Origin of the sequence: Butyrivibrio sp. MC2013 (genome assembly GCF_000424585.1) — a bacterium.
Taxonomy (GTDB): Bacteria; Bacillota; Clostridia; order Lachnospirales; family Lachnospiraceae; genus Butyrivibrio.
Map to the genome: position 1 here is coordinate 40,158 of NZ_KE384211.1, position 24,958 is coordinate 65,115.

Sequence of the window (24,958 nt, forward strand, 5' to 3'; positions counted from 1 at the left end):
TATATGAGATATTTGACTTTTGCCCTGGGTAAGGGAAGGCTGGTAAACGATACCATGGAGCTTTTGGAGAAATGCGGTATCGTATGCAGCGAAGTAACTGACAAGAATACCAGAAAGCTGATATTCACCAACGAAGAACTGGGGCTGAAATTCTTTTTGGCCAAGGGACCTGATGTTCCCACTTATGTGGAATACGGCGCAGCTGATATCGGTGTGGTAGGAGAAGATACCATACTGGAAATGGGCAGGAATGTATATGAAGTGCTGGACCTGGGCTTTGGCAAATGCAGGATGTGCGTGGCAGGACCTGCCCAGAAGAGACAGCTCCTTGAACATCATGAGATGATCAGAGTAGCCAGTAAATATCCCAATATAGCAAGGGACTATTTCTATAATAAGAAAAATCAAACAGTAGATATAATCAAACTAAATGGTTCTGTTGAGCTGGGACCTATTGTAGGACTGTCTGATGTGATCGTAGACATAGTAGAGACAGGCTCTACACTTAAGGCTAACGGGCTCGAAGTTCTGGAGGAGATATGCGATCTCTCTGCCAGAGTCATAGTCAATCCTGTTAGTATGCAGATGGAATCCGAGAGGATCAGGAAGATAATATCTGATATGAAAGCAGCTCTTGAACAGTAATTTAAGACTTATAAACGGAGGATTAACGTGAAGATCATAGAACTTAACAACGAAAGTAAAAATGAGCTCCTTGATATACTTCAGAAGAGAAGTACACAGGGCTTTGCAGAATACGAAGAAAAGGTTGATGCTATTATTGCTGATGTCAGGCAAAGGGGCGATGAGGCATTATTTGAGTACACTCAGAAATTTGATAGATTCCTGCTGAACGCTGATAATATCAAAGTGACAGAAGAAGAGACTAATGAGGCTATGGATAGCCTTGATCCTGAATTTATCAGGGTTATGAAAAAAGCCAGGGATAATATAGTAGCTTTTCACGAGAAGCAGAAGAGAAATTCCTGGTTTACAAGCTCTGATAATGGTTCTATCCTGGGCCAGAGGATACTGCCCATAGAGATATCAGGCGTGTATGTGCCCGGAGGCAAGGCTGCTTATCCCTCATCTGTACTTATGAATGTCATCCCGGCTAAGGTTGCAGGCGTTGAGAGGATCATCATGTGCACACCTCCCGGAGCTGACGGCAAGGTCAATCCCGGTACTCTGGCTGCAGCAAAGGTAGCCGGTGTAGATGAGATCTACAAGGTAGGCGGTGCTCAGGCAATAGCAGCCATGGCTTTTGGTACAGCTTCTGTACCCAGAGTAGACAAGATCACAGGCCCCGGCAATATATTTGTGGCACTTGCCAAGAAGGCAGTATTTGGCCACGTATCCATTGATTCCATAGCAGGCCCTTCAGAGATCCTGGTGATCGCAGATGAAACAGCCAATCCCCGTTATGTTGCTGCTGATCTTCTGTCTCAGGCTGAGCACGATGAGATGGCTTCTGCTATACTGATCACTACATCTCCTGAGCTGGCTGATAAGGTTTCTGTGGAAGTGGAGAAATTCACCAATGAACTTGACAGGCAGGAGATAATCAGAAAGTCTCTTGATAATTACGGTTATATCTTTGTGGCAAAGGATATGGATGATGCTATAGATGCCGCTAACGCTGTGGCTTCAGAGCACTGCGAGATCATCACAGCCAATCCCTTTGAGATCATGCCCAGGGTCAAGAATGCAGGAGCACTTTTCCTTGGAGCATATTCCAGTGAGCCCCTTGGGGATTATTTCGCTGGCCCTAATCACATCCTTCCTACCAATCAGACAGCAAGGTTCTTTAGTCCTTTGTCTGTGGATGATTTTGTTAAGAAGACCAGCATTATCGCTTATTCACGAGCAGGTCTTGAAGAGGTACACAAGGATATCGAGCTTTTTGCTTCCAAGGAAGGCTTTAGCGCTCACAGAAATTCTATAGCAGTAAGATTTGAAGACTGATAGGTAAAGGCCCCTTTGCAGCAAATGATCCATGACAAGTCTGACGGACTTTGGGCAAGGGGGAAAATAACAGACTTTGGGTGGAGGAACGCCATGAGCAGATCTGCAACAGTCACAAGACGAACCGGAGAAACAGATATTACTGTTACCATTAATCTTGATGGCAGCGGCAAAACAAATATTGATACAGGTATAGGCTTTTTTGATCACATGCTGGACGCCTTTGGGCGCCATGGTTTCTTTGATCTGGATGTGAAGGTAGTGGGAGATCTTATCGTAGACGGGCACCATACTGTAGAGGATACCGGCATTGTCCTTGGTCAGGCTATCATGAAGGCACTGGGTGATAAGAAGGGCATAAAGCGTTACGGACAAAGGCTTCTTCCCATGGATGAGGCGCTGGCTCTTTGTGCTGTAGACCTTGGCGGCAGGCCCTATCTGGTATTTAATGCTGACTTTACACAGGCCATGGTAGGCAATTTTGATACCCAGCTGGTCAAAGAATTCTTCTATGCTCTTTCCTACAGCGCTATGATGAATATCAACATCAGGCTGATGGACGGAGATAATGATCATCACAAGATAGAGGGCATCTTTAAGGCTTTTGCCAAGGCACTGGATGAAGCATCCATGTTTGATCCCAGAGTGGAAGGTGTGCTAAGTACCAAGGGAAGTCTCTAATCTCCTAATTACAATAAATTGAAAAGGTTATATATCATGATAAAAGAATTTATACCATCAATAATATTACGTGACGGAAAGGTCTTTGACTCTTTTAAAGGAGGAAACAGCATATCTTCTGAGCCTGTAAAGCTTGCAGAAGGCTATAATGATGCAGGTGCGGATGCTCTCATAGTATTTGATCAGTCAACAGATGATGCATCCCATGACAAGGCCCTGGATATCATCAAGGATATCTGCCATGTTGTTGATATTCCTGTTATTGGCGGCGGCAACATAAAGAGGATGGAAGATGTCAAGAAGATGCTCTATGCAGGCTGCAAGGCATGCTTTCTGAGTACGGCCAAGGAGTCCAATATGGAGCTTTTAGAGGAAGTATCCCTGAAATTCGGCAAAGAGAAGATCATGATCTGCTATGCTGATAAGGACGAGGAAAAAGCAAGGGGTATAGCTCATTCTGAAGATATTAAAAAATACGCCTCCTCTATGATTGTGCTTCCATGCGCATTTGACGATAATAGCATAGATTCTGTTGGGGCTGTGCTCCCTAAAGAGCTTGACGGTTTAAAGGGCTATCTTTATATCAGCAGCTTTTGCGACAAAGACAGGCTTATGGACATCTGTCTTACATTTATGAATAATGATCTGTACCTGGGTGCTACAGGTACAGGCTTTATAAATGGCGCAGAATGGATCACTGATATCAAGGAAGAAGTGTCTGAAGCCGGTATGGAGGTAAAGAAGCTGACCAGCAGCTTCAAATGGGAAGATTTTAAAAAGGACAATGCAGGACTGGTGCCTGTAGTAGTCCAGGATTACAGGACTTCACAGGTGCTGATGCTGGCTTATATGAATGAGGAAGCCTTTAATACTACCATCAGGACCGGTAAGATGACCTATTACAGCCGCTCCAGGCAGGAGCTTTGGATCAAGGGCCTGACCAGCGGCCATTTCCAGTTTGTTAAAAGCCTTTCTGCAGATTGCGACATGGATACTATCCTTGCCAAGGTAAAGCAGATCGGAGTAGCCTGCCATACAGGCTCTTACAGCTGCTTTTTTAACCAGATCGCTGAGAAGGAATATGACAAGAAGGACCCCAGCAAGGTTCTCTCAGATGTATATAATGTTATTGCCGACCGCAAGATTCATCCAAAAGAAGGTTCATATACCAACTACCTTTTTGACAAAGGAATTGATAAAATATTAAAGAAGTGTGGTGAAGAAGCCACAGAGATAACCATAGCTGCCAAGAATCCCGGCGAAAATGAGATAGTTTACGAAATAGCTGATTACCTGTATCATATGATGGTACTAATGGTAGAAAAGAATGTACGCTGGGAAGATATAACGGACGAGCTTACAAGAAGAGAATAGGTATATTATGAACGACAAACTGGCACTTAGCGATGAAATACTTCTGTCCTGCGAAAAGCCTGAAAGATATATAGGCAATGAAGTGGGCAGTGTGACAAAAGACAAAGACAGTGTAAAACTGCGCTTTGCCTTTTGTTTTCCTGATGTTTATGAGATAGGAATGTCTCATCTGGGAATCCAGATCCTCTATGGCATGTTTAATTCCATGGATGATGTATGGTGTGAAAGGGTATACTCTCCCTGGACTGATATGGACAAGATCATGAGAGAGAGGAATATCCCTCTTTTCACATTGGAATCCCAGGAGCCTGTTAAGGATTTTGATTTCCTGGGCTTTACTCTCCAGTACGAGCTTTGCTATACCAATATCCTGCAGGTACTGGACCTGTCAGGCATTCCCCTTTTATCTGCAGACAGGAAGGACTGGAATAGTCCCATCGTTATAGGGGGAGGCCCTTGTGCAACCAATCCCGAGCCTATAGCTGATTTCTTCGACATCTTCTATATTGGCGAAGGAGAAGTCAGATACAGAGAGCTCTTTGACCTGTATGAGAGCTGCAGGGAAGATGGCTGCTCCAGAGAAGAGTTTCTAAAGAAGGCTGCATGCATTGAAGGCATCTATGTGCCCTCACTCTATGCGGTCAGCTACAATGATGATGATACTGTAGCTTCGATCAACCCTCTCTCAGACGATATACCTGCCAGGGTAAGGCGCCAGGTTGTGACAGATATGGACAGCTCTTATTATCCCACTGCACCTGTAGTGCCCTTTATCAAAGCTACCCAGGACAGGGCTGTTCTGGAAGTAATGAGAGGCTGCATCAGAGGCTGCAGATTCTGCCAGGCAGGCCAGCTCTATCGTCCCAAAAGGGTCAAAAGTGCAAAGGTCCTCATAGAGCAGGCAAGAGAGATACTTAAGAATACAGGCTATGAAGAGATATCGCTGGCTTCTCTATCTACCAGCGATTACGATGAGCTGCCTCAGCTTCTTGACTTTCTTATAAATGAATGCGGCAAGGAAAAGGTCAATATTTCCCTGCCTTCACTTAGAATAGATAATTTCTCATTGGACGTAATGAGCAAGGTCCAGGATATCAAGAAAAGCTCCCTTACCTTCGCTGCAGAAGGCGGCACTCAGCGTCTTCGCGACGTGATCAATAAGGGAGTTACAAAAGAGGATATACTCACGGGCTCCAGGGAGGCATTTAAGGGCGGCTGGAATAAGGTTAAATTCTATTTCATGCTGGGTCATCCCACAGAAACAGATGAAGATATTGCCGGCATTGGTGAGATCTGCAATGAGGTAGCTGCAGAATATTTTGATACAGTGCCAAAGGAGAAGAGAAACGGCCAGTCTGTGGAGATCACAGCCAGCACCAGCTTTTTTGTACCCAAGCCCTTTACACCTTTCCAGTGGGCCAGGATGTGCAGGCCCGAAGAATTCCTGGAAAAGGCTGCCAAGACCAAGGCGGGTATCAGGTCTCAGATCAATCAAAAGAGGATACATTACAACTGGCATGAAGCAGATGCCTCCATGCTGGAAGGCGTATTTGCAAGAGGTGACAGAAGACTTTCCAAGGTCATACTTACAGCTTATAGAAAGGGCTGCATCTATGATGCTTGGGGCGAATATTTTAAGATCGATCTATGGAAAGAATGCTTTAAGGAATGCGGTATAGATCCTGAATTTTATACAGTAAGGGAAAGAGCTGATGATGAGGTCTTCCCCTGGGATGTGATAGACATAGGCGTGACCAAGGAATATCTCCTCAGGGAATGGCATATAGCCCTGGGCGAGGGCCACATATCACCCAACTGCGCGCAGCAGTGCATGGGCTGCGGCGCAAGGTCCTATGGTTGTGGTATATGTATGAAATAGTTTGCGAGGTTATTGATGATAAAGATCAGACTTAAATTTGATAAAAAGGGCCCTATCCGCTTCATAGGTCACCTGGACCTTATGAGATATTTCCAGAAGGTCAACAGACGCGCCTCTATCCCGGTAGCTTATTCAGAAGGCTACAGCCCTCATCAGATACTGTCCTTTGCTGAGCCCCTCAGCGTAGGAGCTACCAGTGACGGTGAATATCTGGATATGCAGCTGTCAGAAGACATGGATACAGCAGTGCTCTGCGAGAAGTTAAATAGTGTTATGAACGAAGGCGTCAGGATACTGGGCGCCGAGAAGCTTCCCGAGAGATCCGAAAAGGCCATGACCATAGTAGATGCTGCAGAATGGATACTCTCCTTCAGGGAAGGCCTTGCTCCCTCAGAGGACTGGCCTGTTAAGCTTGAAAGCTATCTAGAGAGAGAGTCACTTCCTGCTCTTAAGAAGACCAAGAGAGGCGAGACTACCATAGACATGAAGCCTCTGATCTATAGATATGAGATAATCAGAGCTGCTGATATTAAGGGCTATGCTGATGAGAACTACAGATACACTGATCCTCAGGTAAGTCCTGATGAATATGTATTTCATCTTCTGGTGAGCAGCGGAAGCAGTGACCACTTAAAGCCATCAATGGTAATAGAGAATTTTGCACAGGATCAGGGCCTTCGTCTTTCAAGCGTTGCTATCAGGCTTCACAGAATAGAGACCTATCTAAGAGGCGAGGATGATAAGGGGACATATGAGAGACCTCTTATAGAATCTGCCGGATCCAGGATATATATATAAAGGGGTAATATGACAGCTTCCAAACAGATCCTGATATCAAGGGTAAAAGAGGATGAAAGCAGAATCAGGATCAGCTCTATGCTGGATAAAGAGCTGGAATATGATCTGACAATCTCACCTTCTGATTCCATTGTTGGGAATATATATGTGGGTAGGGTAGAGAATATAATAGATAATCTTGGTGCGGCCTTTGTCAGGTTCAAAAATGATGCTCCTGATGCCAGGGACAATACCGGTTATCTGCCTCTGAAGGATATAGATCCAAATGTAGTATACAGCAGTCATAATGATAATAAGAGCATGCTAAGAGGCGGAGACCTTATCCTGGTGCAGGTATCCAAGGCTCCTATCAAGACCAAACAGGCGGTTCTAAGCGGCTGTATCAGCATTAGCGGCAAGTACACTGTCCTAAGCCTTGGCAGAAAAGGGATAGGCTGTTCCAGGAAAATTGATAAAAAACTAAGGCGGGAGCTCATAGCCAGGTTTTCTCATGATTTTACCTTCAGATCCCTGGCTGATCAGGGCTATGGCTGCCTTATAAGGACCAGAGCTGCAGACTGTATCAGTAATGATGATGCTTTTGCAGAGGCAAGACGTGAAATTATGGAGCAGGTAGCTGCTCTTGAAGAGATCATTGATAGTGGCAGGATGAGGACTGCAGGGAGCCTTATATATGAGGGATCTGCAGGAAGAGACCTTTTGGAAGCCATAGTTTCATCTGCTGGCTGCCTGGATACCCTATCACCTGAGGGAAGGTGCGAACTGATCTCTTCTGACAGAGAACTTATGGGAATGGTATGCTCTTTGGATCTTGAAGAGTATAATATAGATATCCGTCCTTTTGAGAAAAGCCTTGGGAAGGCAGAGCTTGTATTTGGTCTTCTTGGCAAGCTGGAGCATTGCAGCAGCAAGAAGGTATGGCTTGGGAGCGGGGGCTACCTTGTGATAGAATCCACGGAAGCCATGCATGTGATAGATGTTAATAGCGGCTCTTCCGGTGCTCTTAAGGGCAATCTTTTCCTGAATATCAATATAGAAGCTGCCATAGAGGCTATAAGGCAGATCAGAGTGCGAGGCTTTAAGGGCATGATCCTTATCGATTTTATCAATATGGCCTCCCGCGAAGAATATGTAGAGCTTGAGAAGGTTATTAAAAGGGAATGCAAGGCAGACCCTGTTAAATGTACATTTATTGATTTCACCGGGCTGGGCATAGCCGAGCTGGTTAGGAGGAAGTCATGATAAAGGTATTGATTATAGGCGGCAGTGGTACTATTTCCAGCGGTATTGTTAAACATCTTTCAGCTATTGCTGATTATGATGTATATGTACTTAACAGGGGCAACAGATCTGACGTGATCCCTTCAAATGTGCATATCCTTAAGGCGGATATCAATGATGAGGCAGAGGCAAATAAGGCTCTGGGCAATTTGTATTTTGACAGCGTATGTGATTTTATCTGCTTTACAGTCCGGGATGCCGAGAGGCATTACAAGCTCTTTAAAGGCAGAACAGGGCAGTTTATGTTTACAAGCTCTGCGTCTGCTTATCACAAGCCTTCCAGGAATTATATCATTACAGAGGGTACTTCCCTGGCCAATCCCTATTGGGAGTATTCCAGGAATAAGAAGGCCTGCGAAGAATTCTTTATGGAGAAGTATTGCAGCGAGGGCTTTCCTGTGACCATTATCCGTCCCAGTCATACCTATGACGAGCGTTCCGTTCCTGTGGGAGTTCATGGTAACAATGGCTCCTATCAGGTCATAAAGAGGATCATGGAAGAGAAGCCTGTCATTATTCATGGTGACGGGTCTTCCTTATGGGCTCTTACACATAACAGTGATTTTGCAGTGGGCTATACAGGCCTTATTGCAAATGATCATGCTATTGGCGAAGCTTTTCAGATCACAGGGGATGAGATACTAAGCTGGGATCAGATCCACAGGACCATCTGTGATGCACTTAATAAGCCTTTTATCCCTTTCCATGTTTCTTCTGACTTTTTGGCAGAAGCAGGACAAAGTGAAGGCTATGATCTTAGGGGCGCCCTTACGGGAGATAAGGCAGCGTCTGTAGTATTTGATAACAGTAAGCTCAAGAGCTTGGTGCCTGATATGAAGACAAGAGTACCCTTCAAGGTGGGAGTCAGAAGGAGTCTTGACTATATCATGAGCCATGAAGAATGCCGCAGGGAGGATTCTGCCTTTGATGCATTCTGTGATAAGGTTATTGCAGCGCAGCAAGATGCGCTAAAAAGCTTTAGATAAAAATACATAAATTACCAAGGGGGGAATTATGCCGGTTACAGAATTATTGGAACGTAATGCCAAGTTATATCCTGATGAGATAGCTCTTGTGGAGCTGAATCCTGAGCTTGCAGATACCAGGAGGATCAGCTGGAAAGAGTATGAACTCATAGAGCCTTCACATTTTGAGCCTTACAGAAGAGAGATCAGTTGGAAAGTGTTTGATGAAAAGGCTAACAGATTTGCTAATCTCCTTATCAACAGGGGCATTACCAAGGGGGATAAAGTCGCTATTATCATGTACAACTGCCTGGAGTGGCTGCCTGTATATTTTGGCGTACTCAAGACCGGTGCTATAGCTGTACCCTTTAATTTCAGATATGACGCTGAAGAGATTCTCTATTGCGCAGAGCTTGCAGAAGTTGATGTTATCGTCTTTGGCCCTGAGTTCATTGGACGAATCGAGAATTATGCAGAGAGACTCAGTAAGGGCAGGCTTCTCTTTTATGTAGGCGACAACTGTCCCAGCTTTGCAGAGAGCTACAGAGAACTGGTGGCTGACTGCTCCAGCAAGTCTCCGGGACTTAAGCTCAAAGAGGATGATTTCGCAGCTATATATTTCTCTTCAGGTACCACAGGCTTTCCCAAAGCAATACTTCATAAGCATCTGAGCCTGAGCCAGGCTGCAGAGATGGAAGCAAAGCATCATGGTCAGACACATGATGATGTATTTTTGTGCATCCCGCCTCTTTATCATACAGGCGCCAAGTTCCACTGGATGGGCAGTCTCTTCTCAGCGGGCAAGGCAGTACTCTTAAAGGGTGCCAAGCCTGAGATCATACTCTCAGCTGTATCCAATGAGAAATGCAGTATAGTATGGCTCCTGGTACCTTGGGCGCAGGATATACTGGATGCTCTGGACAGGGGAGACTTAAAGCTTGAAGATTATCAGCTGGATCAGTGGAGACTCATGCATATCGGTGCTCAGCCGGTTCCTCCGTCACTTATCAAGAGATGGCTGGAGTACTTCCCCAAGCACCAGTATGATACCAACTATGGTCTCTCAGAATCTACAGGCCCCGGCTGCGTACATCTGGGCGTAGAAAACATAAATAAAGTAGGCGCTATCGGTGTTCCCGGATACAGATGGTCCTGCAAGATCGTAGATGAAGATAATAATGAAGTGGAGGATGGCCAGGTGGGCGAGCTCTGTGTCAAAGGCCCCGGTGTCATGACCTGCTATTATAATAATCCCGAAGAAACTGATAAAGTCCTGAAGGACGGCTGGCTCTATACAGGAGATATGGCCATGAAGGATCCTGATGGATTTATATTCCTGGTTGACAGAAAGAAGGATGTAATCGTCTCCGGTGGTGAGAATATATATCCTGTTCAGATTGAGAACTATATCAGGACCAATGATAAGGTCAAGGATGTAGCTGTTATCGGCATGCCTGATCCTCGTCTTGGCGAGATCACTGCAGCAGTTATTGAAACCAAGGAAGGCTGCGAACTTACCAGAGAAGAGATTGATGAGTTCTGCCTGGGCCTCCCCAGATACAAGAGACCCAAGGAAGTATTTTTTGAGGAGATCCCCAGAAACGCTACCGGCAAGATTGAGAAGCCCCGCCTTCGCAAGCTCCACGGTGCGGAGAACCTGGTAGCAATGGAGAACCGTAGTTAATGAATCTGTCATTTATTAAAAGCTTTGCTGTCAAAGTCAGAAAGACTGCTAAAAGGACCATAAGAAGGATCATCAGAAAGCTTGCATATCCTAAAAGCAGAAGGTATATAGTGATCTCAATGGTCCTTGTAGCTGCTCTGCTGCTCATCCCCTGCATAGTCATAATCAAAAAGGCCGGTGAAGAAAAGAAAAAGGGCGTAATGACTGCTGCTTTGTCAGCAGAGAATGAGATGACTGCTGATAATGATGAGGGCAGCGTATCTGTGAATCTCATCCAGGAAGAAGAGCCGGAGACAGACCCTGCTTATGACTATACACAGGAGGCCCTGTCCATACTGGAAACAGGTCATGATGATGAGACCTTAAGCCTTGCCATTGAAGCCTTTTCAAATGCTCTGAAAGAGGATCCTGACTATGAGGACGCTCTGAGAGGAAGGGCAGAAGCTTACATGATGCACTCAGATACTGTTGTATCGCTTGAAGGAGCTGCGCTGGACTATCAAAAGTATCAGACCCTTCATCCTGATGAGGCTTATGGTTATCTTGGCGAAGCAGAGGTTTATATCAGAGATACCTTTAAGAATAAGGCTCTGGAAGTGCTTGAGAAAGGTATGGACGCTGTCACGGATGAAGCTGAGATGAGGAGCCTTCAGGATAAGGCAGATGAACTTAATGCATCTGCAGATTACTCAGACAGCCTGGGAAGAGCAAGGTGCAAAGAGGTACGCCTGGAAGACGGCTCTTTATATGAGACCATCTATTATAAGAGATATATAAACGGCCAGGACAGCCCTGCTGTGATCAGGACCTATGATGCAGATGGCAATGAGATAGGTACCAGCTTCTCACTCTATGAGGGTACTGACAGATATGTATATGGCTTTATACATACAGATGGTGCCTGGGATGTGTACATTCCGCTGTATGCTGATGGCGTTATGACAGGTGTATCCACTTATTACGGCGATAATCTTACAGGTTACGAGGTCTATATCCGTGGTGACAACGGTGAAGAGCTGTACAGCCAGAAGCTTGACAGCGAGGGCAATCTTATAGAGACTGTGAGTTATGACAATTCCCTGGATTATATCCATGAAGCGGCAGCTGTTACAGGAAGCCCAAATTATAGTTTGAATGAAGTGTATGATCTTATGAAGGAGATTCTGTGAATCACAAAGATATAGAAAGACTCATACCCAGTTTTCTTGATGAAAGTATGGATGATGATACTTTGGAGAAATTCCTGGATCATATTGAAAAATGCCCTTCCTGCAAGGAAGAACTCACAGTGCAGTTCCTCCTGGGACTGGGCATGTCTCTCCTTGAAACGGGAGAGACCTTTAACCTTAGCAGTGAGATGAACAAGAAGCTTAAAGAAGCTCACGAGAGGCTGGAGCACAACAAGAGATTCAGGAATATTTCTTTTTCCTTTGAAGTATTTGCCATACTTTTTATTACAGCAGTGGTCATCATGGCTTTTTATCTGCACATGGTAGTATAAATATATATTGTTGAGAGATAGGTATTGTATGAATAATATACTGATAATAGACTCTAATTCTTTGCTGGCTCTGCTCAGGGACATTGTACCTGATATGAGAGATGAGAAGGGGCTCAGGACAGCAGTTTTGTCAGCTTTTGAGCACCTTGTTGATACAGCATTTAAGAGAAGGCCCTATGTGAAGACTATGCTCTATGCAGGCTCTGACCTGTCACTTGATCTTGGTATCAATATGAGCGAGTCTGCAGGGGCTTATTTTGTTAATGGCGCTGATATGACTGCTGAACTTGAAGAGATCAGGAGTTATTGCAGATCAAAGAATGCGGAACTGTCCGAAGAAATGGATATATCAATTACTGAGCTTCTTTCTACAGATATTGATGATACGAGATACACTCTTTTGACTGCCGGAATTACTCTAAAGAGCTACGCAGGAGATAAAGCTGAGATCCTGAGTCTGGAGCTTACAGACAAGAGCATAGGCCTAAATGAATACGGTGCATTTCCTTTGGAAGGGCTTGATGCAGGAAGCGGCTCTGTAAGCGGAGATAATCCGGAAGATGCATTCATGCCTTGCAGTGATAATCCCTTTGATGATGATACAGATAGCAGTTGCGGCTCAGTGGCAGGCTCTGCTATGGGAGCTTTTGCTGCAGGAGTCTCCTCAAAACAGTCTCCTTATAGAGAAGTTAAGAATAGAGAGACTGCTGATGAGCTGATAAGAAAATGCAGAGAATATGCTTCAGGTCATGATGATCGCTTCATAGGCTTTGCTGCAGAAGGTGATGAGCTCTCCGGTGAAGATATAGTGGGACTATGCCTCTACACACCTGCTACAGGCTCATTTTATATAAAGTCAGGTGAAGGCTTTGACAGGGCATATTTTGATGAGATACTTAGCGGCTTGTCAGAAGACTGCAGGCTTGCCGGCTTTGATCTTAAGAGGAGCTATAGATTCTATACTCCTTATGAGATAGATCATCAAAAGGAGGCTGGCTCCTTTGACATACTCATTGCAGCCTACCTTTTGGATCCCAATAACGGAGCCATCACTGCTGAATATATTGCAAAGTTATATCTTGATACAGATATTCCTGACCTTAAGAAGAGGCTGGGAGACAGCTCTAAAAAGCCCCTTCCGCCCTATAGCGTGCTCAGGTCCTATGACCTTCTCTATGAATATCTGTCAGATCTAGCCAGGATCTCAGCTATGGCTGCACCCATCCTGGAAGATAAGCTGGTCAGCATAGGCGAGCTTGATATCATGAGAAAGATGGAAATGCCTCTTTCATATGTGCTCTATGATATGCAAAAGGAAGGCATAATCTGTAAGAGAGAAGAGCTTGAGAGTTACGGCTATGAGCTCACTGCAGGTATCGACAGATTAGAGAGCAGGATCTACGAGGCTGCAGGCGAAGTATTCAATATCAATTCGCCCAAGCAGTTAGGACAGATCCTTTTCGAGAAAATGGGCATCGAAGGTGGCAAGAAGACCAAGACAGGCTATTCCACTTCGGCAGATGTCCTGGAGAAGATAGCAGTAGATGAGCCTATAGTAAGGGATATCCTGGAGTACAGGGGCCTGACCAAGCTAAGGAGCACCTACGCCGAGGGCCTTGCTGATTACATAGGACCTGATAACAGGATTCATACCCAGTTTAACCAGACAGTTACAGCTACAGGAAGGATATCTTCTTCAGAGCCCAATCTCCAGAATATTCCCATGAGGACTGAGCTGGGCAGACAGATCAGGAAGGTATTTGTACCTAAGGAAGGCTATATCTTTACCGATGCCGATTACAGCCAGGTGGAGCTGAGAATACTGGCTGATATGTCAGGAGACCCGGGGCTGATAGATGATTACCGCTCAGGTAGGGATATACACAGAGCTACAGCTTCCAGAGTATTCCATACTCCCTTTGATGAGGTAACAGCTGCTCAAAGGTCCAATGCCAAGGCGGTCAACTTTGGTATAGTTTATGGTATCAGCGTTTTTGGCCTTGCCAATGACCTTAATATATCAAGGGAAGAAGCAGCATCCTATATGGACGGCTATTTCCTCACTTATCCCGGAGTAAAGGCATATCAGGAGAGCAGCGTGGAATTTGCCAAGGAGCATGGCTACAGCCTTACACGTATGGGCAGGAGAAGGCCTATACCAGAGCTTAAGGATTCCGTATATATGAAGAGGCAGTTTGGTGAACGTGTGGCCATGAATGCTCCTATTCAGGGCACTGCTGCAGATATCATGAAGATAGCCATGATAAATGTATATATGGAGCTGAGAAAGAGAAAACTTAAGTCAAAGCTCATATTACAGATCCATGATGAACTGCTCATAGAGACTGCTCCTGATGAAAAGGAACTGGTGGCAGAGATACTAAAGAAGGGCATGGAGGAAGCAGCAGAACTCAAAGTACCTCTTCTTGCAGAATGCAGCACAGGTTATGACTGGTACGAAGCCAAGTGATATATAAATATTTGGAGGATATATGCGCCTTATAGGTGTGACAGGGGGCGTGGGCGCCGGCAAGAGCAGCGTCTTGTCCTGGATCGAGAATAATTATAATTGCAGAGTCATCTATTCCGATGACGTTGCCAACAGGGTCAAAGAAAAGGGGATGCCTGCTTATGACAAACTTGCAGATCTGCTTGGAAGAGATATCCTGTTATTTGATGAAAGCGGGATGGATATAGGCATAAACAAGAAAGCCATGGCCGATAAGATCTTTAATGCGCCTGAGCTCCTTGAAAAAGTAAATGCCATCCTCCATCCTGCGACCAATGATTATATCAAGATGACAATAGAAAAGGAGAAGGATGCCGGAAAGCTGGATTATCTCTTCGTAGAAGCAGCCCTCCTTATAGAGAACGGCTACAAAGATATAGTAGACGAGATGTGGTATATATATGCCTCTGAGGAAGTGAGAAGAAAACGCCTCAAGGAAAGCAGAGCTTACAGTGATGAGAAGATAGACTCGATTTTTGCATCTCAGCTGTCAGACGAGATATTCAGAGCTAATGCCGATCTTATAGTTGATAACAGCGGCGAGCTCTCTGACAGTATCACTATTGTAAAAGAACATCTATCTAAACAAATGGTATAAAGAATAAGTCCTTTGGATCCGATATATCCTGTGAGATGTCAGGATTTGCGAAGGGGGGTTCTTAATCATGCCAAGCCTTGAACAGAAACAGCAAAAGGTTGTCTTTGGTCTGGATATAGGTACCAGGAACGTAGTGGGTACCATAGGATATCTCAGAGATGACGGCAAATTCTATGTTATCGCCCAAAAAGCCAGGAGTCATGAGAGCAGAGCTATGCTGGATGGTCAGATACATGATATCAACAAGGTATCTGCGACTATCCGCACTATTAAGAATGAGCTGGAGACAGATTCTGATATCCATCTGACGGATGTATGTATCGCAGCTGCGGGGCGTGTACTTCGTACAGTGGAGACCTCCTATGAAGAGGATATGGAGGAAGGCCGCGCTATTACTGATGAGGATATCTACAATCTTGATTCCAAGGGCGTAGAGAAGGCATATCAGGAATTCCTGGAAAAGAATAAGGACAGCAATCTGAAATTCTATCTGGTGGGATATTCTGTCCTGCACTATTATCTCAATGATTATCAGATAGCCAATCTGGAAGGACATAACTCAGGCAAGGTGCGCGTAGAGCTTATAGCGACCTTTCTTCCTGATGATGTTGTGGACGGCCTTTATAAAGCATGCGAAAGAGCTGAGCTCAACGTAGCCAATCTTACTCTGGAGCCTATAGCTGCTATCATGGTAGCTATCCCGGAAAAGTTCAGACTCCTGAATCTGGCTCTTATAGATGTGGGTGCAGGAACATCTGATATATGCGTTACCAAGGAAGGCACCATAACCGCCTATGGCATGATCCCTACAGCAGGCGATCATCTCACTGAATCCATAGCCCAGCATTGCCTGGTAGATTTTAATACAGCAGATAAGATCAAGGTTGATGCTTCCCATATGGATACTGTGGAATATACAGATATCATGGGACTGACCAAGACCATATCCAGGCAGGAAGTAAATCAGACACTTCATCCCCTGGTATCCAAGATGGCCAAGCAGGTCACAGGTGAGATCAGAAGACTCAACGGCGGAGAGCCTGTAAGTGCTGTCTTTGTAGTAGGCGGCGGCGGAAGAATAGACGGTTATACCTCTGCTATAGCCTCTGATATGGGCATCAGCGAAGAGAGGGTAGCTCTTAGGGGCGATGAAGTCATGAAAGACTTTGTATTCCTTTCTGATGAAGGTCCTGCCCATGATTCGCTTATGGTCACACCTCTTGGTATATGCAAGAGCTATTACACAGATACCAATAACTTTGTATTTGTCTCCTTTAACGGAGTACAGACCAAGATATATGATAATGGCAAGCTCCAGATAGTGGATGCTGCCATGCAGGCAGCCTTCCCTAATGAGGATCTCTTCCCCAAGAGGGGCGAAGCTCTTACCTTTACAGTTAATGGTCAGGACAGAGTAGTTGCAGGTGAGCCCGGAGAATCCGCTGTGATCACTCTAAACGGTAAGCCCGCTGACATACACTCCAAGATCCATGCCAATGACATTATCAATGTAAAGCCCTCAACTGCCGGACTCCCCGGTACTGCTGATATTAATTCACTTCCTGAATACAAGTCCAGATTTAAGGTTATCGTAAATGGCAAGGATGTGGAGGCTTCCCGCTTTGCAACAGTAGGAGGGCAGGCAAAGACCCCTCTTTACCAGATCATGCCCGGAGATGAAGTCAAGGTGCTGGATTATGATACAGCTGCTCAGATAGCCCAGCTTCTGGATATTGAGATCACTGAAGATACCATGATAGTGGTCAATAATGAAGTGGCAGGACCGGATACACCTGTTTATGAGAATTTCAAGATCGACTTCAAGAGCAAGGAAGATGCCATCATGGAGTACTACAGTGACATCCCTGATGCAGATGAGGTACTTATAGAGCAGGAAAATGAAGAAGTGCTCTCAGATATAGATAATGCTGACAGAGCTGAGCGCACAGACCTTGATGAGCATGATCCTGTTAATCAGGAAGTAGAAAAAGAAGAAGCTGTCGCCACTGTTAAAAACATCCTGGCTCATGATCTTCATGTGATCTGTAACGGCTCGCCCATAACACTTCATAACAAGGCAGATTATATCTTTGTAGATATATTTGACTATATAGATTTTGACCTTAGTAAGCCCCAGGGCAAGGGCATAGTGACTCTCCTTAACGGTCAGACTCCCGACTATATGCAGTCCATAAAGGAAGGGGACAAGATCGAGGTCTATTGGACGTGAGAATATGAGCCTTAGTGACATCAATAGAATAGGTGATTAAGGAGATATCCAAAAGTCAGCATAATTAGCGTAGCAGCCTTAAAGCTGCTACGCTTTTTCATTCTATGATCGCTGTTAAACTCGCAAACGCTTCGCTTTTTGCTCGTTATAAAATCACTGCTGACGCAGTTCTACGGGTACGGGGCTTATAACCCCGCACCCGTAATCAAGATATTCCCACCACCTAAAGGTGGTGGGTTATCTTGATTATTTTATATATGACGGGGAATTATTTTTCCGGAAATACTTAACTTCCACATCAGCGCCTTAAATAATTATCCGGAATAGTCCTTTGCAGAGGGGAGTGTTTTGTTGTATTCTATATAGGATTAAAAGATGGGGGCAGATGCGCATGCGCTCATCAAGGGGGAGGAAGTATGCGTTTTGCATCACTGGCTTCAGGCAGCAGCGGCAACAGCACCTATATAGGTTCTGATAATACACACATTCTCGTAGATGCCGGCTGCACCAGAAAGAAGATTTTAGAGGCTCTGACAGAACTGGAGCTTGACCTGCCCGATATTTCGGGTATATTTGTTACACATGAGCACATTGACCATATAGCTGCGCTATATACCATACGCAAGAAATGGCCCATACCCATCTATGCTACAGAAGGCACCATTGAGGGTATCAGGCTTGCTGATAAGAAAAAGGTATTATCTGACGACCTTTTTCATATTATAAGAGCTGATGAAGAAGTGAAGATCGGGGATCTGACTGTTAGAGCCATCAGGATATCCCATGACGCAAGAGAACCTGTGGGATACAGGATCACAGGCTCAGAGAGCAGCTGCGCTGTTGCTACCGACCTTGGATGCTTTGATGATTATACAGTTGAGTGCTTAAAAGATTGCAAGGCTCTGCTCCTGGAAGCCAATCATGACTCCAGGATGCTGGAGACAGGTCCTTATCCTTATAATCTGAAGATGAGGATCGCAGGAGACAAGGGGCACCTGTCAAATGACAGCTCAGGTGAACTGCTCATCAGGCTTCTTAATGATAATATTAAAGGCATTATCCTGGGGCATCTGTCAGATCATAATAATCTGCCGGAACTGGCTTATGAGACAGTCAGAGTACTGGTAGATATGAGCAGCACCCCTTACCACAGCGGGGATTTTCCCATGTATGTTGCAGGCAGAAGCTCTATGAGCCCTGTTATTGAGTTTTAAGGAGGAATATTTATGAAAAGAGCCATTATCACAGTAGTAGGACAGGATACAGTAGGCATTATCGCCAGAGTCTGCACATGTCTGGCAGATGAAAAGGTAAATATCCTGGACATTTCACAGACTATCGTATCCGGATATTTCAATATGATGATGATCGTAGACGTAAGCGGAAGGGACGCTGACTTTGACAAGCTTGCAGACCTCCTTGAGAAGAAGGGCGAAGAGATCGGAGTAGTTATCAAGATGCAGAGAGAAGAGATTTTCGATTCAATGCACAGACTGTAAACCATATATAATTATTTAATTCTTTTTTAAAGGAGTTTTATGATCGGGATAAGAGAAGTTTCAGAAACTAATGATATGATCGAAAAGGAGAATCTGGATGTAAGGACCATTACCATGGGCATCAGCCTGCTGGAATGTATGGATTCCGATCTGGACACTCTCTGCACCAAGATACATAACAGGATATATGAATCAGCAAAGGATCTGGTATCTACAGGCGAGCAGATATCAAGGGAATATGGTATTCCCATTGTCAATAAGAGGATATCACTGACTCCCATTGCTATAGTTGGCGCAGCTGCATGTAAGACCAGCGATGATTTCGTAAAGATTGCTCATACTTTGGATGACGTAGCCAGGGAAGTGGGCGTTAACTTCATCGGAGGCTATTCTGCACTGGTATCCAAAGGCATGACAAAGGCCGATGAACTGCTGATCAGATCTATACCCAAGGCTTTGGCAGAGACTTCCTACATCTGTTCATCAGTAAATGTAGGCTCTACCAAGACCGGTATCAATATGGATGCTGTAAGGCTCATGGGTGATATAGTGACTCAGACTGCAATTGCCAGTAAGGACTGCAAAGTTAATGGCTGTGCCAAGCTTGTGGTATTCTGCAATGCACCTGATGACAATCCCTTTATGGCAGGTGCTTTCCACGGCGTAACTGAAGCTGACAGGATCATAAATGTAGGTGTCAGCGGGCCCGGCGTTGTAAAGACTGCACTTGAAAAGGTCAGAGGAGAGAGCTTTGAAGTGCTCTGCGAGACTATCAAGAAGACTGCCTTTAAGGTTACAAGAGTGGGACAGCTGGTAGCCAAGGAAGCATCCCAGAGACTGGGCGTACCTTTTGGTATCATTGATCTGTCTCTTGCTCCTACTCCGGCTATCGGTGACTCAGTTGCAGATATCCTCTGTGAGATCGGCCTTGAAAGAGCCGGCGCCCCCGGTACTACCGCAGCTCTGGCCCTCCTTAATGATCAGGTCAAGAAGGGCGGTGTTATGGCTTCTTCATATGTAGGTGGTCTTTCAGGAGCGTTCATTCCTGTAAGTGAAGATCAGGGTATGATCGATGCAGTCGAAGCAGGAGCTCTTACACTTGAAAAGCTTGAAGCTATGACCTGCGTATGCTCTGTGGGTCTTGACATGATCGCAGTTCCCGGCGATACAAAGCCTACTACAGTGGCCGGTATCATTGCTGATGAGATGGCTATAGGTATGATCAATCAGAAGACTACAGCAGTCAGACTGATCCCCTGCCCGGGCAAGAAGGTGGGAGATAAGGTGGAATTCGGCGGACTTTTAGGTCATGCACCTATCATGCCTGTTAACTCCTTTGACTGCAGCGCTTTTGTTAACAGAGGAGGAAGGATACCTGCTCCTGTTCACTCATTTAAGAACTAAGCTGCATGAGGCAGCAAACTGCCTTTTAGGCTAAATATATCCTTATTGATCACTATTTGAGAAAGGAGAAGCCCCTGTGCTGAATTTAGGGGCAATATAAATCTATGACAAAGGTTGATATTATTTCCGGCTTCCTTGGAGCCGGTAAGACTACACTTATCAAAAAGCTTCTGGCTGAAGCGCTTGCTGGTACCAAGACTGTACTTATTGAAAATGAGTTTGGTGAAGTAGGTGTTGACGGAGGTTTCCTTCAGTCAGCCGGTATCGAGATCAAAGAGATGAATGCAGGATGTATCTGCTGTTCGCTTGTAGGTGATTTTGATACTAATCTTACTGAGATCATGAATACTTATTCTCCCGAGAGGATCATCATCGAGCCATCAGGAGTAGGCAAGCTCTCAGATGTAGCTGCTGCTATCAGCAATGTTACAGCCAAGTTCCCTGAGATGAAGCTGGGAAGCGCTGTGACAGTAGTAGATTGCCTTAAGGCAAAGATATACCTTAAGAACTTCGGCGAATTCTTTACTAATCAGATCGAAAGCGCCGGCACTATCATCCTCACCAGGACAGATAAGGCTTCTGAAGAGAAGATAGAAGAAGCTGCTGAGCTGATCAGGAGCCTGAATAAGAAGGCTGTGATCATCACAACTCCCCTTGCAGATCTGACAGGTAGGGAGATCCTTGATACCTTTGAAGGCAATCATGACCTGGAAAAAGAGCTGCTGGCTGAGATGATGAAGGTCCATGATCACGACCATGACGAAGATGAGCATGAGCACCACCACCATGATCATGATGAAGATGAGCATGAGCACCACCACCACGATCATGACGAAGATGAGCATGAGCACCACCACCATGATCATGACGAAGATGAGCATGAGCACCATCATCACTATCATGATGAAGATGAGCATGAGCACCATCATCACGATCATGATGAAGATGAGCATGAGCACCATCATCACCATCATGAGGCAGAAGCTGATGAAGAAGGCGTAGTAGTACATCACAGTGACCGCCATCACCATCATCACCACCACCATCATGGTGGCCACGATGCTGATGAGATATTCCAGAGCTGGGCTCTTGAGACTCCTGTGAGATATTCTCAGGCTGATATCGAAGAGATGCTGACTAAGGTTGAAGACGTTGATAAATACGGCTTCGTGCTTAGAAGCAAGGGTATTGTCCAGGATAGCGAAGGCAACTGGATCGAATTTGATCATGTACCTGAAGAGACTCAGTTCAGAAAGGGCAATCCTGATGTAACAGGGAAGATTGTAGTCATCGGATCTGATCTGAAGGAAGATGCACTGGAAGACCTTTTCAGAAGAAGATAATTAGTGGAGTTTTAAAAATGATCGGAAAGAAGGTTTATATGAAACCGGTATATATAATAAATGGATTTTTGGACAGTGGTAAGACGGACTTTTTCCGTTATACCATTGCTCAGCCTTATTTTCGTACCAAGGGCAAGACCCTGCTCATAGTCTGCGAAGAAGGCGAGAACGGATATGAGGCCAAGCTCCTTAAGTCTACCAATACTATCCTTGAGACTATTGAGGACGAGGAAGACTTTACACTGGAGAAGCTACAGGAGTTGGATAAAAAGCATGATCCCGAAAGAATCCTCATAGAGTTCAATGGTATGTGGGATTTCAGAAAGATAGAGCTTCCCTCAACCTGGAACAAGGAGCAGCAGATCACTATGATCAACTGCAAGACCTTTGAGATGTATTACACTAACATGAAGTCCCTCCTTGTAGAGCATATCAGAAACTCAGATATGATCCTCTTTAACAGATGCGACGGCATGAATGAGAAGCTTCCCACCTATAAGCGCAATGTGAAGGCTGTAAACAGGCAGTGCGATATCATCTTCGAGAATATGAACGGAGAAGTAGATGTTACTCTGGATGAGGACCTTCCTTTTGATCTTAAGGCAGATCCCATAGATCTGAATAATTATGGCTATGGAATGTTCTATCTGGATGCTCTTGAGCATGTAGACCGCTATGAGGGCAAGAATGTAAGGTTCAAGGCTCTTGTTGCCAAGCCCCCGGAATTTAAGGGCAAGAGATTCGTACCGGGGCGCCTTTCAATGAACTGCTGTGCTCAGGATATGCAGTTTCTGGGCTTTGCCTGCGACTGTGATGAGATAGACAACTACGAGGAAAAGAGCTGGGTAGAGCTTACAGCCAGAGTTGAAAAGGAATATGTAGAGGAATATCAGGGAGAAGGCCCTGTGCTCAAGGCTCTCCACATTAAGCCCTGCAAGGAACCTGCTCATCCTATTGTGGACTTTACAATGCCCATTATGGAAGATTGATCATAGGTAAGAAATATTTAGTAACATAACATGCGCTCTTTATTATGAAAACGCTGGAATACTGATAAAACCTGTGATATATTGTATGTAGTAATCAATACTACATGTAAGGGTTTTGAAAACAGAGTACTGTTTGTTTTTGTAATAAGGGGGTAGCACATGACATCAAAAGATCTTAAGAAGTTTTTTAAGGAGCATCTGGTTCCGAAGAAGCTTTATAAGGTGGGCGGAGAGAAGAATAATCGTATTTGCCTTGAGAAATGCGGTGAATACTGGGAGGTCTTCTTCAGAGATCACAAGAAGAAGCTGGGCCTTATACGTTATAAGGACGAGAAGTCAGCCTGCGAAGGGATGATGAATGAGATCCGCAAACTTATGGAGAGTATCTACGGGATCACCTGGGCTGGAAATAACTAATGCATATAGGAGTATTATGAAGAAGCTGGCAGTGTTTTTTCCCGGCATCGGTTACACCAAAGACAAGCCGCTATTATATTACAGCAGAAAGCTGGCTATGGCACATGGATTTGATATTATCCAGGTGGACTATGGAAATCTTAGCTTTGAGTCAAAGGGCAATAGAAAAAACGTAGAAGCCTGTATGGATGATGCCTGGAATGCTACAGTAAACTGTCTGGATTCTGTGGATCTAACAGCTTATCAGGGAGATGAGGATATTATCATATTCTTTTCCAAGAGCATAGGCACTGTCCTTGCCGCCAGATATGCCAAAGAAAAGGGGCTTCTGACAGGTAATGTCTACTATACACCTTTGGAAGATACCTTTAGCTATGTTAATGATGGCTACGGAATTGCTTTTAGCGGCGATGCAGATCAGTATACTGACGGCGAAAAGCTCATGGAGCTTGCTACATTAAACCATATAGAGATGTATATGCTTCCGGATGCTGATCATTCTCTTGAAACAGGGGATGTCCTTAACGATATGGATTATCTTACTGATATCATGGAGATGACAGAAGAGTATATCAGGGATTGCGAATGATATTTGATGCAGAGCTTTCTCAAAATACCTAATGATCATATTTCATTAATTATTTTTCAAAGCCTGCATTTACTTTGGCTCTTGACATTATGGCGATTTTATCATAAACTGTTTGACGTATGTGAGCATTTGCTGTCCGTGTCCGGCCAAAATGCCCACCCTGATAATTAAAATTAAATTATTTTTCGGAGGTAATTATGGCTAATATCAAATCTGCCAAGAAGAGGATCCTGACAAGTGCAAAGCGCGCAGAGCGTAACACAGCTATCAAGTCTGCTGTAAAGACTGAGATCAAGAAGGTTAGAGCTGCTATCGAGTCCGGCAACAAGGACGAGGCTGCTAAGGCTCTTATCAATGCTACATCAGCTATCGACAAGGCTGAGAGCAAGGGCATCTTCAAGAAGAACACAGCTTCTCGTAAGGTTTCCCGTCTGGCTCAGGCTGTAGCTAAGATGTAATCAGATTTTTGATTTATATTGCTGTATACTTCTGTTCCCTCTGACAGGGGCATATAGATGAGATTATAATCGTCGGATCCATATCCGGCGATTTTTCTTATATATAAAATAATCAAGATAACCCACCACCTTTAGGTGGTGGGAATATCTTGATTACGGGTGCGGGGTTATAAGCCCCGTACCCGTAGAACTGCGTCAGCAGTGATTTTATATCGAGCAAAAAGCGAAGCGTTTGCGAGTTTAACGGCTATACACACGACATAGAAATGATTCCTCGCTGCTGCAGAAGTTTTTTCTTTGTTCGCGGCACTCCAAATGGTGTTTTACTATATTCTTCCACAGCCTTCTATTTATACGCCACACTCGAAAGAAACTCGCATGGCTTCGCCTGCTCAAACATCTTTCTCGTGGGCGTTTAGAAGGCTGCGTATGAAGAATAAGTAAAACAGCTATTCTTGGATAAAGACTCCAAGAATAGATACCATTTGAAGTGAATGCTCACTACAGAAAAAAACTTCTGCAGCAGCGCTGATATTATTCTATATCGAGTGTATATATGTATATGTTATTAGACGTACCTTCAGAAACACGCATTTACTGCGTGTTTCGTGAGAACATGAATCTGGCAAATAGGCCCAGCGGCCCTAGCCGCTCTCAAATGGCCTATTTGCATACATTCTTGGATTATTTATCCAAGAATGTATGTTGTTATACATACATGTATTCGTGGAAATAAGGTTATGTTCATGTTATTATATGACATAAAGGTCAAAATTCATTAATAATAATTTACA

At 44.6% G+C, this 24,958-nt stretch carries 22 protein-coding genes; all 22 read left to right on the top strand.

What is annotated here, in order from left to right; translation table 11 throughout:
• The first annotated feature begins 3 nt into the window (after positions 1-3).
• A complete protein-coding gene (gene hisG / locus G636_RS0114635) occupies positions 4-645 on the top strand; it encodes an ATP phosphoribosyltransferase (protein ID WP_026508650.1) in 642 nt (213 codons plus the stop codon).
• Between the two features lie 27 nt (positions 646-672).
• Positions 673-1,965 carry a histidinol dehydrogenase gene (gene hisD / locus G636_RS0114640; protein WP_026508651.1) on the top strand — a complete coding sequence of 431 codons (1,293 nt, stop codon included), beginning with the start codon at positions 673-675 and terminating at the stop codon, positions 1,963-1,965.
• Positions 1,966-2,058: 93 nt separating this feature from the next.
• Positions 2,059-2,646: an imidazoleglycerol-phosphate dehydratase HisB gene (gene hisB / locus G636_RS0114645; protein ID WP_026508652.1), complete on the top strand. Its 588-nt coding sequence runs from the start codon at positions 2,059-2,061 to the stop codon at positions 2,644-2,646.
• Positions 2,647-2,679: 33 nt separating this feature from the next.
• A complete protein-coding gene (gene hisIE / locus G636_RS20130) occupies positions 2,680-4,020 on the top strand; it encodes a bifunctional phosphoribosyl-AMP cyclohydrolase/phosphoribosyl-ATP diphosphatase HisIE (RefSeq protein WP_442856000.1) in 1,341 nt (446 codons plus the stop codon).
• 7 nt (positions 4,021-4,027) lie between these two features.
• Positions 4,028-5,899: a TIGR03960 family B12-binding radical SAM protein gene (locus G636_RS0114655; protein WP_026508654.1), complete on the top strand. Its 1,872-nt coding sequence runs from the start codon at positions 4,028-4,030 to the stop codon at positions 5,897-5,899.
• Positions 5,900-5,914: 15 nt separating this feature from the next.
• A complete protein-coding gene (locus tag G636_RS18835; RefSeq protein WP_051227057.1) occupies positions 5,915-6,697 on the top strand; it encodes a TIGR03936 family radical SAM-associated protein in 783 nt (260 codons plus the stop codon).
• A gap of 9 nt (positions 6,698-6,706) precedes the next feature.
• Positions 6,707-7,939, top strand: coding sequence for a ribonuclease E/G (locus tag G636_RS0114665; protein ID WP_026508655.1), 1,233 nt, complete (start codon positions 6,707-6,709; stop codon positions 7,937-7,939).
• On the top strand, positions 7,936-8,964 hold the full coding sequence (locus G636_RS0114670; protein ID WP_330364012.1) for an NAD-dependent epimerase/dehydratase family protein: 1,029 nt from the start codon (positions 7,936-7,938) through the stop codon (positions 8,962-8,964). The genes G636_RS0114665 and G636_RS0114670 overlap by 4 nt, the downstream gene beginning before the upstream one ends.
• 28 nt (positions 8,965-8,992) lie before the next feature.
• Complete coding sequence (locus G636_RS0114675) at positions 8,993-10,627, top strand: class I adenylate-forming enzyme family protein (RefSeq protein WP_026508657.1); 1,635 nt, start codon at positions 8,993-8,995, stop codon at positions 10,625-10,627.
• Entirely contained in the window at positions 10,627-11,796 is a 1,170-nt protein-coding gene (locus tag G636_RS0114680) for a tetratricopeptide repeat protein (RefSeq protein WP_026508658.1), read from the top strand. The genes G636_RS0114675 and G636_RS0114680 overlap by 1 nt, the downstream gene beginning before the upstream one ends.
• Positions 11,793-12,128: an anti-sigma factor family protein gene (locus G636_RS0114685; RefSeq protein WP_026508659.1), complete on the top strand. Its 336-nt coding sequence runs from the start codon at positions 11,793-11,795 to the stop codon at positions 12,126-12,128. The genes G636_RS0114680 and G636_RS0114685 overlap by 4 nt, the downstream gene beginning before the upstream one ends.
• Before the next feature lie 28 nt (positions 12,129-12,156).
• Positions 12,157-14,598: a DNA polymerase I gene (gene polA / locus G636_RS19770; RefSeq protein ID WP_026508660.1), complete on the top strand. Its 2,442-nt coding sequence runs from the start codon at positions 12,157-12,159 to the stop codon at positions 14,596-14,598.
• A 22-nt stretch (positions 14,599-14,620) separates the two neighbouring features.
• On the top strand, positions 14,621-15,235 hold the full coding sequence (gene coaE, locus G636_RS0114695) for a dephospho-CoA kinase (protein ID WP_026508661.1): 615 nt from the start codon (positions 14,621-14,623) through the stop codon (positions 15,233-15,235).
• Between the two features lie 67 nt (positions 15,236-15,302).
• Positions 15,303-17,465: a cell division protein FtsA gene (locus G636_RS0114700; RefSeq protein ID WP_026508662.1), complete on the top strand. Its 2,163-nt coding sequence runs from the start codon at positions 15,303-15,305 to the stop codon at positions 17,463-17,465.
• 416 nt (positions 17,466-17,881) lie between these two features.
• Positions 17,882-18,679, top strand: a complete 798-nt coding sequence (locus tag G636_RS0114705) for an MBL fold metallo-hydrolase (protein ID WP_026508663.1) — start codon at positions 17,882-17,884, stop codon at positions 18,677-18,679.
• Between the two features lie 12 nt (positions 18,680-18,691).
• Positions 18,692-18,964, top strand: a complete 273-nt coding sequence (locus G636_RS0114710; protein WP_026508664.1) for an ACT domain-containing protein — start codon at positions 18,692-18,694, stop codon at positions 18,962-18,964.
• A 39-nt stretch (positions 18,965-19,003) separates the two neighbouring features.
• On the top strand, positions 19,004-20,368 hold the full coding sequence (locus G636_RS0114715; RefSeq protein ID WP_026508665.1) for a PFL family protein: 1,365 nt from the start codon (positions 19,004-19,006) through the stop codon (positions 20,366-20,368).
• Positions 20,369-20,472: 104 nt separating this feature from the next.
• Positions 20,473-21,711 (top strand): CobW family GTP-binding protein, encoded by a 1,239-nt coding sequence (locus tag G636_RS0114720; protein WP_026508666.1) that lies wholly within the window; start codon positions 20,473-20,475, stop codon positions 21,709-21,711.
• Between the two features lie 38 nt (positions 21,712-21,749).
• A complete protein-coding gene (locus tag G636_RS0114725) occupies positions 21,750-22,700 on the top strand; it encodes a TIGR03943 family putative permease subunit (RefSeq protein ID WP_035779815.1) in 951 nt (316 codons plus the stop codon).
• Positions 22,701-22,859: 159 nt separating this feature from the next.
• Complete coding sequence (locus G636_RS0114730; protein WP_026508668.1) at positions 22,860-23,117, top strand: hypothetical protein; 258 nt, start codon at positions 22,860-22,862, stop codon at positions 23,115-23,117.
• A 16-nt stretch (positions 23,118-23,133) separates the two neighbouring features.
• Positions 23,134-23,706 (top strand): alpha/beta hydrolase, encoded by a 573-nt coding sequence (locus G636_RS18845; RefSeq protein ID WP_051227058.1) that lies wholly within the window; start codon positions 23,134-23,136, stop codon positions 23,704-23,706.
• 197 nt (positions 23,707-23,903) lie between these two features.
• A complete protein-coding gene (gene rpsT / locus G636_RS0114740) occupies positions 23,904-24,164 on the top strand; it encodes a 30S ribosomal protein S20 (protein WP_026508669.1) in 261 nt (86 codons plus the stop codon).
• Positions 24,165-24,958 lie beyond the last annotated feature (794 nt).